Raw genomic sequence first — 13,461 nt, 5'->3', positions numbered from 1 at the left:
AATGGCCATCACATCCGCCAACCAGCTCGAGCTGCTGCAGACCGCGGAAGCCGTCGCGCGCGAGAAGATGATCGATCCGGGCCTCGTCGTCGAGGCGATGGAGGAGAGCCTCGCGCGGGCCGCAAAGTCCCGCTACGGCGCGGAGATGGACATCCGCGTGTCGATCGATCGCAAGACGGGCCGGGCGACCTTCACCCGCGTACGCACCGTGGTCGAGGAGCAGTCGCTGGAGAATTACCAGGCGGAGATTTCCGCCAACCAGGCCGCCGACGTCGTCAAGCCCGAGCGTCCCGCGGTCAGCGTTGTCGAAGCGACGGTGACGCGGCTCCCCGCGGGGGCGGAGGAGGGTGACGATGTCGAGCCGGTGACGAGCCGGATCCGTCGATTCCTCCTCAAGACCAGCGGCAAGGGGGCCGACGGCGTCGACCAGCAGGCCGTGCCGTCCGTGGGCGACGAGATCGTCGACGAGGTGCCGCCGGTGGAGATGGGCCGGATCGCCGCGCAATCCGCGAAGCAGGTCATCCTGCAGAAGGTCCGCGAGGCGGAGCGTGACCGGCAATACGAGGAATTCAAGGATCGTGCTGGGCAGATCATCAACGGCATCGTCAAGCGCGAGGAATACGGCAACGTCATCGTCGATATCGGCGCGGGCGAGGCGGTCCTGCGCCGCAACGAGAAGATCGGCCGGGAGAGCTACCGCCCGAACGACCGGATCCGCGTCTACATCAAGGATGTCCGTCGCGAGGCCCGCGGCCCGCAGATCTTTCTCTCCCGTACCGATCCGCGGTTCATGGCCGAACTGTTCAAGATGGAGGTGCCGGAAATCTACGAAGGCATTATCGAGATCAAGGCTGTCGCCCGAGATCCGGGCTCGCGCGCGAAGATTGCCGTGATCTCGTATGACGGGTCGATCGACCCGGTGGGCGCCTGCGTCGGCATGCGCGGCTCCCGCGTTCAGGCCGTGGTCAACGAGCTCCAGGGTGAGAAGATCGACATCATCCCGTGGAACGAGGATCTGCCGACCTTCCTCGTCAACGCACTGCAGCCCGCAGAAGTCTCCAAGGTCGTTCTCGACGAGGAGGCGGAGCGGATCGAGGTGGTCGTCCCCGACGAGCAGCTCTCCCTCGCCATCGGCCGGCGTGGACAGAACGTGCGGCTGGCCTCCCAGCTCACTGGCCTAGACATCGACATCATGACCGAGGAAGAGGAGAGCCAGCGTCGTCAGGCCGAGTTCGAGGAGCGCACGAAGCTCTTCATGGACACGCTCGACCTTGATGAGTTCTTCGCTCAGCTTCTGGTCTCGGAGGGGTTCACGAATCTCGAGGAAGTCGCGTATGTTGAGGCGGACGAACTTCTGGTGATCGACGGGGTCGACGACGATACCGCCCAGGAGTTGCAGGCGCGCGCCCGTGACTACCTTGAGGAGAAGAATCGTCAGGCGCTCGAGCAGGCCCGCAGCCTCGGTGTCGAGGACAGCCTCATTGCATTCGAGGGGCTGTCACCCCAGATGCTGGTGGCGCTCGCCGAAGATGGGGTGAAGACGCTGGAGGATTTCGCGACCTGTGCGGACTGGGAGCTCGCCGGCGGCTGGACTTTCGTCGATGGCGAACGGACCAAGGACGACGGCGTTCTCGAGCCCTTCGACGTGAGCCTCGAGGAGGCGCAGGCGATGGTGATGACGGCGCGTATCCAACTCGGCTGGGTCGATCCCGACGATCTCGAATCGGATGCGGAAGCCGAGACGGAGACGGAGGCTGTCGCCGACGCGTGATGGAGGAACGAGGATGAGCCGCGGCAAGGCCAAGGACATCCCCCCGGAGCCGGAGCGAACCTGCTTGGCAACGGGGGAGATCAACCCCAAGCGGGGTCTCATCCGCTTCGTCGTGGGTCCGGATGACTGCGTCTTTCCGGACGTCGCGGCGAAATTGCCCGGTCGGGGCATGTATGTGGCGGCCGAACGGACCGCTCTTGAGACGGCGATCCGCAAGCGGGTCTTCTCCCGCGGGGCGAAGCGGCAGGTCCAGGTGCCGGATGGCCTCGTCGAAGCCGTGGAGGCCGCACTCTTAAGGCGGGTGATCGACCGTCTGTCGATGGCGCGCAAGGCCGGTGCGGCGATCGCGGGGTACGAGAAGGTCAAGGATTGGCTCGACCGCGACCGTGCCGCGATCCTCGTGCAGGCATCCGACGGTTCGGAGCGGGGAAAATCGAAACTCCACCGTCCGAAGGGACGGGGATCGTTCTTCGACATCCTGAGGGCTACCGAAATCGGTTTGTCCTTCGGCCGGGAACATGTGATACATGCGGCGCTTGCCGCAGGCAGACTCACTGATTTGTTCAGGGATGACGCCGTGCGGCTTTCGGGCGTTCGTGCAACCGAAGCTGAAAGCATCGAGGGCGAGGGCGCCTTCGGAAAGGTATATAAGACTCGATGAGTGAGAATGACGGCAAGAAGACCCTGGGCGTTCGCGGCGGCGGACCGCGTTCCGGTCAGGTGAAGCAAAGCTTCAGCCACGGCCGTACGAAAAACGTCGTGGTCGAGACGAAGCGCAAGCGCGTCGTGATGCCGAAGCCAGCGGGTGCGAAGCCCGAAGTCGGAACTCCCTCGGTCGCCGGAGGAGATCCCCGCAAGCGTCCCGCCGGCATCTCGGAAGCGGAACTCGAACGCCGGATGAAGGCGCTTGCCGCCGCCCGCGCGCGCGAAGCCGATGAGGCCGAGAAGCGGGCCGAGGATGAGCGCCAGCGCGCCGAGGAGCGCGAGCGCCGCCGGCAGGAGATTGAAGAGAAGGAGCGCGAGGAGCGCGAGCGCGAGGAAGCCTTAAAGATCAAGGCTGAAGAGGACGCTCGTCGGCTCCGCGAAGAGGCCGAGGCCCGCGCACCGCAGCCCGTGGCCGTGCCCGATCCGTCCGAGGCGGAAGCCCGCGCTGCCAAGCCCCAGAAGGCCGCACCGAAAGCGCCCGAGCGCGAAACTCGCGATCGTCCCTCGAAGCCGCGTGGCGGCGATGGCGACAAGCGACGGTCCGGCAAGCTGACGGTCAATCAGGCGCTCGCCGGCGGCGAGGGCGGGCGGCAGCGTTCCATGGCGCAGATGAAGCGGCAGCAGGAACGCGCGCGTAAGAAGGCTATGGGCCAGCAGCCTGACCGGGAGAAGGTCGTCCGCGACGTTCAGCTTCCCGAGGCGATCGTGGTGAGCGAGCTCGCGAACCGGATGGCCGAACGGGTAGCCGACGTCGTGAAGTCGCTGATGCAGAACGGCATCATGGCGACGCAGACCCAGACGATCGACGCCGACACGGCCGAACTGATCATCGAAGAATTCGGCCACAAGGTCGTCCGCGTGAGTGATTCGGACGTCGAGCAGGTGATCCAGCAGGACGAGGACAAGGCGTCCGACCTGCAGGACCGCGCTCCGATCATCACGGTCATGGGCCATGTCGACCACGGCAAGACGTCGCTTCTGGACGCGATCCGCAAGACGCGGGTTGTGCAGGGCGAGGCTGGTGGCATCACCCAGCATATCGGCGCGTATCAGGTGACGGCCGATAACGGTCAGGTCCTGACCTTCCTCGATACGCCGGGCCACGCGGCCTTCACCTCCATGCGCGCCCGCGGTGCGCAGGTGACGGATATCGTGGTGCTCGTGGTCGCCGCCGACGACGCGGTCATGCCGCAGACGGTGGAAGCGATAAATCACGCGCGCGCGGCGAAAGTGCCGATGATCGTGGCGATCAACAAGATCGACCGCCCGGGCGCCGATGCCGACAAGGTTCGCACGTCCCTGCTTCAGCACGAGGTCATCGTCGAGAAGATGTCCGGCGAGGTCCAGGACGTCGAGGTCAGCGCAGTCAATGGCACCGGCCTGCCCGAATTGCTTGAGGCGATCTCGCTTCAGTCCGAGCTTCTCGAACTCAAGGCCAACCCCGACCGCGCCGCGTCCGGCGCCGTGATCGAGGCGCAACTCGACGTGGGTCGTGGCCCGGTCGCGACGGTGCTCGTTCAGAACGGCACGCTCAAGCGCGGCGATATCTTCGTCGTGGGCGAGCAGTGGGGCAAAGTCCGCGCCATGGAGAATGACCAGGGCGAACGCGTTAACGAAGCCGGCCCCTCCGTTCCGGTCGAGGTTCTCGGCCTCAATGGAACGCCCGAAGCCGGCGACGTCCTCAACGTAGTCGAGACCGAGGCGCAGGCGCGCGAGATTGCCGAATATCGTCAGAAGGCCGCCCGCGACAAGCGCGCTGCGGCGGGCGCGGCGACCACACTCGAGCAGCTCATGGCGAACGCCAAGGCCGACGAGAACGTGGCGGAATTGCCGATCCTCGTGAAGGCGGACGTGCAGGGCTCTGCGGAGGCGATCACGCAGGCGATGGAGAAGATCGGCAACGACGAAGTGCGTGTCCGTGTCCTCCATTCCGGTGTCGGCGCCATCACGGAGACCGATATCGGGCTCGCCGAGGCATCGAACGCACCCGTCTTCGGGTTCAACGTCCGCGCCAACGCGTCGGCGCGGAACACGGCGAACCAGAAGGGCGTGGAGATCCGGTACTATTCGGTGATCTACGACCTCGTGGACGATGTGAAAGCGGCGGCCTCCGGTCTTCTCTCGAACGAGGTTCGGGAAAACTTCATCGGGTATGCTGAAATCCGCGAGGTCTTCCGGGTATCCAATGTCGGCCGTGTCGCCGGTTGTCTCGTCACCGAGGGCGTGGCACGCCGTTCGGCCGGTGTCCGGCTTCTGCGCGACAACGTGGTGATCCACGAGGGGACGCTGAAGACGCTCAAGCGCTTCAAGGACGAAGTCGCGGAGGTGCAGTCGGGTCAGGAATGTGGTATGGCCTTCGAGAACTACGAGGACATCCGTCCGGGCGACGTGATCGAAATCTTCGAGCGTGAAGAGGTCGAACGCGAGTTGGCCTGACATGGTGATTGCGGGGCCTTCCCGGCCCCGCATCACAGGCAGTTGGTTCGCGGATAGACGTTTCTGCACTACCGTCGCTCCATGACCGAGCCGAATCGAAAGAGTGATAGCGAGGACCGCGACGCCCGGGCATCGGGGGCGGATCCTTCGCTCGAAGATCTGCTGCAAAGCCAGGATCTGGAAAAGCGGATCGCCGAGGCGCGGGAGCGCCGTGCGCAGGTTTTGGCGGAACGCGCACGCAACAATACCAAACCCCGAACGACGATCGTTGGCGGTCTGCCCGTTCCCGAGGGCCGCGCAGCGCCCAATCGATCCCCCGACGATCCACGCCGTGCGGCGGTGCGTGCAACGATGTTGCAGGAATTACGCGACAGCGGCGCGGGGCTCGGACCGGTGTCTTCTCAGGATGCCGATACCGCTCAAGATAACGATCGACCGGCCGAACTTCCGGATGACGATGATTTCGGTACACCCGGAACGGTTACAGAACCGCCGGGACAGGAAGATTGGGGATCACAGGGTCAATCCGCACCGACGTCCGAACCGATCGACGAGTTCGCATACCCTGACGTTCCGGTAGAGCAGCCCCCATCGCCCCCCCAGCTCACCGCGCCCGAGCCTCCGCAACTCGCGTCGGTGACCACATATCCAGTTCCGGGTTATCGCCGCTCCCGACACATAAGACGACGGAAAACCTCGGGCTTGGCGTCGCTCTTTGCCGCGGTCGCGGTGTCTTCCGTTGTCGTGATGCTGGGGGCGTCGCGCTTAGAGATCGCGACACGGCAATCCGAAGCCCCCGCGGAGGATACCGCGGCGTCCACCCCCCCGGTGGACGAAGCCGACGGGTCCATCGACGCGGTATCGGTCCTGACCATCCCGGAGGCCGATCCGGTGCAGGACCCGGTCCAGACGATCCCCGACGACATCGTGCCGGAACTGAGAGAATCTCTGCCACCCGGCATCCCGCCGGTTCCCCGCCCGGCTCGCGGGCCGGCCCCCGAGGGCTCGGCACAGATGGACGGTGCACCACCTCGGCCCGGTGCCGACATTCCCGCTGCAAGGTCCACCGGTGACGCTCCCGCCGCCGATCTCAACGTAACGCCGTCGCAGGAGATCGATCGTGCGATAGAGGAGGCCGAAACGGCTGCACTCGCCCCTCCAGCCGGACGGGAACAGCGCGCAACCGATCTGACGGATCCGAATATCGCGAGCCGATTGGCGTCGATTCCGGATCTCGACCGCTATCGCGTTCGGCTGGTTTCCGGGGACCAAGAGGTCTTTTCCCAACTTGAGGAAACCTTGATGGGATACGGCGTGGGCGATGTAGAGCGACGCTCCACGTCCATCGCACCCCGCAAGAATGTCGTGCGTTATTTCCGCGAGGAAGACGCTGAGTTTGCAGCTCTGCTTGCCGGACTTCTGGAAGCAGAGCCACAGAATCTGGAAACGTTCCGGCCCCGACCCGCTTCGGGGGAGATCGAAATATGGCTGGCAGGGTCGTGACGCCGCGGGCATTCAGCCGAGCGACAGGCCTCCGACGAGGCGGACCACGATCTCGCCGGGTCGCGGTTCCGGCCCGATGAACTCCGCCCGCAAGACATCTTGGTCGCGAAGGGCGGGCAGGAACGCCATGATGTCGGACGCAAGGTCACGATCACGGTCGAACGTATAGAGGACGGAGCTGCTCTCGGGCATCTCGTCCCGTTTCTCAACATGGCTCCAGATCCCATTGGCCGCGAGATCGCGCGAGAGCGCTTCCGACAGACGCCGCGCGTCTTCGTCGTCCGGCGCGATCTGGAAAGCGACGAAGGCACGAGGAGATGGAAAATCGCCCTCTATCGGATCGAGCGGGGTCCAGGACGAGGCCGCATAGGCGCGTCCGTCGCGGTCGAGCCGTGCCACTCGCCAAGCGAAAGCGGCATCTTCGGAGGGCAACGGGACGGAGAGGGCGGAGGCTTCGGTCTCTATTCCCTCCACGACTAATCCTGATCCCAGATCGCTTCCGAGCCGCATGAGCTGGACGAGAAATGCCGAACCGGGTTCGGCAGGTGGGGCGCTCCAGACGAGTTCCGCACGGGGAGCGTCGTCGCTATTATCGACACGGACACCACCGAGAATGCGGGGTGTCTCGAAATGAGGAGCGATCGCCGGGCCGATGCCGCCCAGTCGGTCTCGCGCCGCCTCGATCGATGCACCTGCGCGCGCCATCCAGAACCGCGCGAGATCCGCATTCGCATCGACGCCGTCGCCCTGCTCGAACATGATTCCGAGGTTGTACTCCGCACGAGCGTAACCGTTGGCGGCCGCTCGTCCGTACCAGAGCGCAGCCGCCCCGGAATTGCCGACCTGCACGGTTCCCGAGTCGAGCATTACTGCGACGTTGAACTGAGCCTCCGCGAGGCCGGCATCCGCGGCGATGAGGTAGTAGCGGAATGCGCGTTCGGGATCGCGCGGCACACCCAGGCCGAGATCGCTGAGCGCCCCGAGGCCTTGCGCCGCTTCCGGGCTCCCTTCGGAGAGCTCTTCCTGCCAGAGCGCGCGGGCGGTCGTGAAGTCTCGGCGGGCGAAGGCTTCCGCGCCCGTCTCCGCAAACGCATCGGAAGGTCCAAGGAGAGCCAGGGCGAGAAGGAGCGCGCTCCGCCGCATGTCTACCGCCAGGTGATCTCGACGAGGCGATTGCGCTCCTCGGCGACGTCGTCTTCGGTATCAACCGCGAGCTCGGTGTTACCGCGTCCGAGCACCTGAAGGCGATTGACCGGAATTCCCCGCGCTTCCAGCCCGTCGGCGACCGCGCGGGCCCGTGCGAGCGAGAGATCCAGGTTCAGGTCCGCGGGGCCGACCGTGTCCGCGCCGCCTGAGAGGATCATGACATAGGGATTGCCGTCCCGAAAAAGGCGTGCGGCCTGGTCCAGGGTCGCGGCCTGATCCGCGGCAATGGAGGATTGTCCCAGTTCGAAGTAGACTTTCAGCGAATCGGGTGCTTCCGACGAGGCGCTATCGTCCTGAGCGAATGCGGCGCTCGAGAGGCTCAGAAAGCCGATCGCCGTGATCGCGCGGATGGAATATCCCAGCATGACGTTTCCCCAACTACAAACATGGTATCACGTCGCATGATATAGAGTTGCGGCGGAAAGTGTCATTAACACTTTGTTCATAACCAGTCGCGCAAAACCGCCACGAGCGGCAGGTCGGCGGGCGGCATGGCATAGTCGCGCAGGCGTCCGGGACGGACCCAGGCGAGGGACTGACCCTCCCGCGGTTGCGGCGCGCCCCGCCACTTGCGACAGGCGAATAGCGGCATCAGGAGGTGGAAATCGTCGTATCCGTGAGATGCGAAGCTGAGCGGAGCGAGACAGCTCTGCCACGTATCTATCCCGAGTTCTTCCCGAATCTCGCGGATGAGGGCGGCTTCCGGCGTTTCCCCCGGTTCGACCTTGCCGCCCGGAAATTCCCACAGGCCCGCCATCGCCTTGCCCTCTGGTCGTTGCGCGAGAAGCACGCGCCCGTCGGCGTCGATGAGGGCGACGGCCGAGACGAGGACGATCTTCACGACCCCGCCATCACGAGCGATAATCCGCATTGATCGTGACGTAGCCGTGGCCGAGATCGCAGGTCCAGACGGTCGCGCTGCCTTGTGCGAGACCGAGATCGACGCCGATCCTGAGCTCGGACCTCTTCATGTAGGCGGCGCCATCCGCCTCCGTGTAATCGGGCGAGACCCAGCCGTTCTCCGCGACAGTCAAATCGCCGAACGCGATCGACAGCCGGTCGCGATCGGCCTGTGCGCCGGATTTGCCGACCGCCATGACGATCCGCCCCCAATTCGGATCCTCGCCCGCCGCGGCGGTCTTGACGAGGGGGGAGTTGGCAATGGCGAACGCGGCTTTTTTCGCATCGTCATCATCGGTCGCACCGGTCACCGAGATCTCGATGAACTTCGTCGCGCCCTCACCGTCGCGGACGACCTGATGGGCGAGGTCGAGCATCACCTCGTGGAGCGCGGTTTCGAAGGGACCGCCCCGCTCCGTGATCTCGGCCGCGTGTCCCGTCGCCGCAAGAAGAAGCGTGTCGGAGGTCGACGTGTCGCTATCGACGGTGATGCAGTTGAAGGTGCGATCCGTCAGATCCGACAGCATCTCCTGCAGAAGGGGCTGTGCGACACGCGCATCGGTGAAGATGTAGACCAGCATCGTCGCCATGTCGGGCGCGATCATGCCCGAGCCCTTGGCGATGCCGGCGATGCGGACGGGGCCGTGTTCCGTCTCGATTTCCCGCGCGGCGCCCTTGGGGAAGGTGTCCGTCGTCATGATCGCCCGCGCGGCATCGGCAAGCCCGTCGGCGTTCGCCGATGCGGCCAAGCGATCGAGGACCGCGGTGATCCGGTCGTCCGGCAACCGCTCTCCTATGACGCCGGTCGACGCGGTAAAAACACGCTCTTCCGGAATGTCGGCGATGCCCGCGAGCGCTTTCGCGATCCGGGCGACGGATTGCGTGCCCGCCGCTCCGGTGAACGCGTTGGAATTACCGGAATTGACCAGGATCGCCGCGCCTTCCGACGCGTCGCCCCCAAGCTTCTCCTGGCAATCGAGGACCGGGGCCGAGCGCGTCGCGGAGCGCGTGAAAACCCCCGCGATGGTTGAGCCGGGATCGAGAAGCGCCAGCATCACGTCCGTACGGTCGCGATAACGAACGCCCGCGGCCGTGGCGGCGAAACGCGCTCCGGAAATCGGAGGCAGGTCCGGGAACCGCTCCGGCGCGAGCGGAGAGACGGGTGGCATCTTTTCTCAGTTCTCCGGCAGGCTCAGGGTCGTGAGAAGCGCGGGGTCGATCCCTTCGACGTCGCGCGTGATGTCGGCCTCCGAAAGACGTGCCTCGAGCTCGGACTGGATCGCCTCCTGCACGATCTGGCTCTCGATCTCCGGGCGCAGCGTCTCGAGGGGCGGAATCGAGGCGTCGCGCACCTCGTTGAGTCGGATCACGTGCCAGCCGAACTGCGTCTGGACGGGTCCTGCAACCTCCCCCGTTTCCATTCCCTGAACGGCTCCGTCGAATTCGGGCACCATCTGTCCGGGGCCGAACCAGCCGAGCTCCCCGCCCGACGGGCCGGAGGGTCCCGTGGAATTCTCCCGGGCGAGCGTGGCGAAATCCGCACCACCCTCCAGCTCCTCGATCAGCGCCTGGGCCTCCTCTTCGGTCTCCACGAGGATGTGGGAGGCGTTGTATTCCTGAGCCGCGCTCATGCCGTCCGTCCGCGCGGCATAGGCTTCCTGCACGGCCTCGTCGCTCACGGCCTCGTCGGCGATGTCGGCGATGGCGGCGCTCGCGAGAAGTCCGCGTTCCTCGTTCTCAAGGGTGAGGCGTGCGCCGTCGCTCAGGTCCTGCCCTTCCGCGAGGACGGTCTGGTCCACGAGTTGATCGAGGATTCCGGTGAAAAGCTGTTCCGGCGGAAGCTGGCGGTAATTTTCGGGCAGGCGGTCATAGAGGGCGATCATGTGACCGAGCGTGATCTCGCGTCCGTCGACGGTGGCCACCACGGTGCTTGCGTCCTGCGCCGCGACGGGTGCCGCCAGACCGGCGGCGAGAACGCATGCCGCGGTGGTCGTGAAAAGTTTCGACATCCTCAATCCTTCCTCGAGCCGCCCCGGCGGGGCGACATTGACACGATCAGGGTCACCGCCTACATCGCCACCAGCCTCTGACGGGGCCTGTCTTGCTGCCGTACCTATGCGGGTACGCCATTGCGGGCAAGCCGATCCCCCTCACAGATTGGGTCAGGAGAGAACATGCTGGGTCTGGGAAGCGTTGCCAAGAAGGTCTTCGGCACTCCGAACGATCGCAAGGTGAAGGCGACGCGGCCGCTGGTCGAGAAGGTCAACGCCCTCGAAGCGGAGTTCGAGCCGCTGAGCGACGAGGACCTTAAGGTCCGGACCGCGGACCTGCGCGCCCGCGCCGCGAACGGCGAGGCGCTCGACGCGCTCCTGCCCGAGGCCTTCGCGAATTGCCGGGAGGCCGCACGGCGCACGCTCGGGCTCCGCGCGTTCGACGTGCAGATCATGGGCGGCATCTTTCTCCACCAGGGCAACATCGCGGAGATGAAGACGGGCGAGGGCAAGACGCTCGTCGCGACCTTTCCCGCCTATCTGAACGCGCTGACGGGCAAGGGCGTGCACATCGTCACCGTGAACGACTACCTCGCCAAGCGCGACGCGGAATGGATGTCGAAGGTCTACGGCGCGCTCGGCATGACCTGCGGCGTGGTCTATCCCCAGCAGCCCGAGGCGGAGAAGCGCGCCGCCTATCGCTGCGACGTGACCTACGCGACGAACAACGAGTTGGGCTTTGACTACCTGCGCGACAACATGAAGTCCGACCTCAAGGACATGTTCCAGCGCGACCACAACTACGCGATCGTGGACGAGGTCGATTCGATCCTCATCGACGAGGCGCGCACGCCGCTCATCATCTCCGGTCCCGCGCAGGACCGCTCCGATCTCTACAAGACCATCGATGCGGTGATCCCGCTTTTGCAGGACGATCATTTCAAACTCGACGAGAAGACCCGCAACGTCACCTATACCGACGAGGGCAACGAGTTTCTCGAAAACCACATGGCCGAGGCGGGAATCCTGCCCGAGGGACAGACGCTCTACGATCCGGAATCGACGACGATCGTGCATCATGTCAACCAGGGGCTCCGGGCGCACAAGCTCTACCAGCGCGACAAGGATTACATCGTCCGCAACGACGAGGTGGTGCTGATCGACGAGTTCACTGGCCGGATGATGGCGGGACGGCGCCTGTCGGACGGTCTTCACCAGGCGATCGAGGCGAAGGAGGGCGTGAACATCCAGCCCGAGAACGTCACGCTCGCCTCCGTCACCTTCCAGAACTATTTCCGGCTTTACGACAAGCTCGCGGGCATGACCGGCACCGCGCTGACCGAGGCCGACGAGTTCGAGGAAATCTACAAGCTCGGCGTCGTCGAAGTGCCGACGAACAAGCCCATTGCGCGCGCCGATGAGCACGACGCCGTCTACCGCACGGCGCGGGAGAAGTACGACGCGATCGTCGCGGAGATCGCGAAGGCGCACGAGACCGGACAGCCGGTCCTCGTCGGCACGACCTCGATCGAGAAGTCCGAATTTCTCTCGAGTCTCCTCCAGAAGGAAAACGTTGCCCACAACGTCCTGAACGCCCGCCAGCACGAGCAGGAGGCGCAGATCGTCGCCGATGCCGGCAAGCCGGGCGCCGTCACCATCGCGACGAACATGGCCGGGCGCGGCACCGACATCCAGCTTGGCGGCAATGTCGACATGAAGGTGATGCAGGCCCTCGAGGCGACCCCGGAAGCCGATCCGGAGGAAGTGCGCGCACGTATCGAGGCGGAGACGGCGTCGGACAAGGAGCTGGTCAAGGAGGCGGGCGGCCTGTTCGTGCTCGCGACCGAGCGTCATGAGAGCCGTCGGATCGACAACCAGCTTCGCGGCCGCTCCGGCCGGCAGGGCGATCCGGGCCGGTCGGCTTTCTTCCTCTCGCTCGAGGACGACCTGATGCGGATTTTCGGATCCGAGCGGCTCGACAACGTGCTCTCGAAGCTCGGCATGAAGGAAGGCGAGGCGATCATCCATCCGTGGGTGAACAAGTCGCTGGAGAAGGCGCAGGCGAAGGTCGAGGGACGCAACTTCGACATCCGCAAGCAGCTTCTGAAGTTCGACGACGTGATGAACGACCAGCGAAAGGTCATCTTCGGCCAGCGCCGGGAAATCATGGAGGCCGATGATCTCGCGGAGATCGCACAGGACATGCGGCACCAGGTTATCGACGATCTCGTCGACCAGCACATCCCCGCCCGTTCCTACGCCGATCAATGGGACGGGGAGGGGCTTTACGTCGCCGTGCTCGAGCAGTTGGGGCTCGATCTGCCTATCATCGGCTGGACGGAAGAGGATGGCGTCGACGACACGGAGATCCGCGAGCGGCTCTACAAGGCGTCCGACGAGTTCATGGCCGGAAAGGCCGCGCAGTTCGGCCCCGAGAACATGCGCAACATCGAAAAGCAGATCCTGCTGCAGACGATCGACGCGAAGTGGCGTGAACATCTCCTGATGCTGGAGCACCTGCGGTCAGTCGTTGGCTTTCGCGGCTACGCGCAGCGTGATCCGCTGAACGAGTACAAGAACGAGGCGTTCCAGCTCTTCGAGGGGATGCTCGACAGCCTGCGCGCCGACGTGACCCGAAAACTCTCCCAGATCCGCCCGCTCTCGGAGGCGGAACAGAAGGCGATGATCGCGCAGATCGAGGCGCAACGGAGTGCGGTGCAGTCGAACGCGAAGGCCTCCCCACCCCAGGGCGAGAAGCAGGCCGAAGCAGCCGCACCCGGTTTCGTGGAGGCCGATCCGGCGACCTGGGGCAATCCGGGGCGGAACGATTCCTGTCCCTGCGGATCGGGCCGGAAATTCAAGCATTGCCACGGTGCGCTCGCCTGACCTTGACCGGTCAGGCCAAGATGTCGGAAAGTCCACGTTCGAGCGAACGCTTTTTCTTGCGCC

General features: G+C 65.1%; 10 protein-coding genes. 5 read left to right on the top strand and 5 right to left on the bottom strand.

The window, feature by feature from the left end; all coding sequences use genetic code 11:
- Position 1 precedes the first annotated feature (1 nt).
- The 4 genes from nusA (at position 2) to LX81_RS21825 (ending at position 6,415) form a co-directional block, all read left to right on the top strand.
- The gene (gene nusA, locus LX81_RS03065; protein ID WP_111535821.1) at positions 2-1,771 is read left to right on the top strand and encodes a transcription termination factor NusA; all 1,770 of its coding nucleotides are present in this window, start codon (positions 2-4) and stop codon (positions 1,769-1,771) included.
- Positions 1,772-1,784: 13 nt separating this feature from the next.
- The gene (locus LX81_RS03060) at positions 1,785-2,432 is read left to right on the top strand and encodes an RNA-binding protein (RefSeq protein ID WP_111535820.1); all 648 of its coding nucleotides are present in this window, start codon (positions 1,785-1,787) and stop codon (positions 2,430-2,432) included.
- Positions 2,429-4,912, top strand: a complete 2,484-nt coding sequence (gene infB / locus LX81_RS03055; protein ID WP_111535819.1) for a translation initiation factor IF-2 — start codon at positions 2,429-2,431, stop codon at positions 4,910-4,912. The genes LX81_RS03060 and infB overlap by 4 nt, the downstream gene beginning before the upstream one ends.
- Before the next feature lie 81 nt (positions 4,913-4,993).
- Positions 4,994-6,415: a hypothetical protein gene (locus LX81_RS21825; protein WP_146259382.1), complete on the top strand. Its 1,422-nt coding sequence runs from the start codon at positions 4,994-4,996 to the stop codon at positions 6,413-6,415.
- Between the two features lie 12 nt (positions 6,416-6,427).
- Here the strand turns inward: LX81_RS21825 and LX81_RS03045 are convergent, their stop codons facing one another.
- The 5 genes from LX81_RS03045 to LX81_RS03025 all read right to left on the bottom strand — a co-directional run bounded on the left by LX81_RS03045 (position 6,428) and on the right by LX81_RS03025 (position 10,530).
- Entirely contained in the window at positions 6,428-7,558 is a 1,131-nt protein-coding gene (locus tag LX81_RS03045; RefSeq protein ID WP_111535817.1) for a tetratricopeptide repeat protein, read from the bottom strand.
- Positions 7,559-7,560: 2 nt separating this feature from the next.
- A complete protein-coding gene (locus LX81_RS03040; protein WP_111535816.1) occupies positions 7,561-7,986 on the bottom strand; it encodes an OmpA family protein in 426 nt (141 codons plus the stop codon).
- A gap of 77 nt (positions 7,987-8,063) precedes the next feature.
- Positions 8,064-8,462: a (deoxy)nucleoside triphosphate pyrophosphohydrolase gene (locus tag LX81_RS03035; protein WP_111535815.1), complete on the bottom strand. Its 399-nt coding sequence runs from the start codon at positions 8,460-8,462 to the stop codon at positions 8,064-8,066.
- Between the two features lie 10 nt (positions 8,463-8,472).
- On the bottom strand, positions 8,473-9,690 hold the full coding sequence (argJ, locus tag LX81_RS03030) for a bifunctional glutamate N-acetyltransferase/amino-acid acetyltransferase ArgJ (protein ID WP_111535814.1): 1,218 nt from the start codon (positions 9,688-9,690) through the stop codon (positions 8,473-8,475).
- Positions 9,691-9,696: 6 nt separating this feature from the next.
- Positions 9,697-10,530, bottom strand: coding sequence for a peptidylprolyl isomerase (locus tag LX81_RS03025; RefSeq protein ID WP_111535813.1), 834 nt, complete (start codon positions 10,528-10,530; stop codon positions 9,697-9,699).
- Positions 10,531-10,695: 165 nt separating this feature from the next.
- On the opposite strand from LX81_RS03025, the gene secA reads away from it, so the two are divergent.
- Positions 10,696-13,398 carry a preprotein translocase subunit SecA gene (gene secA / locus LX81_RS03020; RefSeq protein ID WP_111535812.1) on the top strand — a complete coding sequence of 901 codons (2,703 nt, stop codon included), beginning with the start codon at positions 10,696-10,698 and terminating at the stop codon, positions 13,396-13,398.
- Positions 13,399-13,461 lie beyond the last annotated feature (63 nt).

The sequence above is a fragment of the Palleronia aestuarii genome (assembly GCF_003253995.1).
GTDB lineage: Bacteria > Pseudomonadota > Alphaproteobacteria > Rhodobacterales > Rhodobacteraceae > Palleronia > Palleronia aestuarii.
The sequence above is the reverse complement of the archived record's forward strand: the minus strand, read 5'-3'. Positions and strand labels throughout refer to the sequence as shown.

Coding starts and splice junctions, on each gene's coding strand:
- nusA (WP_111535821.1), top strand. CDS start 2: ATGGCCATCACATCCGCCAACCAGCTCGAGCTGCTGCAGACCGCGGAA.
- LX81_RS03060 (WP_111535820.1), top strand. CDS start 1,785: ATGAGCCGCGGCAAGGCCAAGGACATCCCCCCGGAGCCGGAGCGAACC.
- infB (WP_111535819.1), top strand. CDS start 2,429: ATGAGTGAGAATGACGGCAAGAAGACCCTGGGCGTTCGCGGCGGCGGA.
- LX81_RS21825 (WP_146259382.1), top strand. CDS start 4,994: ATGACCGAGCCGAATCGAAAGAGTGATAGCGAGGACCGCGACGCCCGG.
- LX81_RS03045 (WP_111535817.1), bottom strand. CDS start 7,558: ATGCGGCGGAGCGCGCTCCTTCTCGCCCTGGCTCTCCTTGGACCTTCC.
- LX81_RS03040 (WP_111535816.1), bottom strand. CDS start 7,986: ATGCTGGGATATTCCATCCGCGCGATCACGGCGATCGGCTTTCTGAGC.
- argJ (WP_111535814.1), bottom strand. CDS start 9,690: ATGCCACCCGTCTCTCCGCTCGCGCCGGAGCGGTTCCCGGACCTGCCT.
- LX81_RS03025 (WP_111535813.1), bottom strand. CDS start 10,530: ATGTCGAAACTTTTCACGACCACCGCGGCATGCGTTCTCGCCGCCGGT.
- secA (WP_111535812.1), top strand. CDS start 10,696: ATGCTGGGTCTGGGAAGCGTTGCCAAGAAGGTCTTCGGCACTCCGAAC.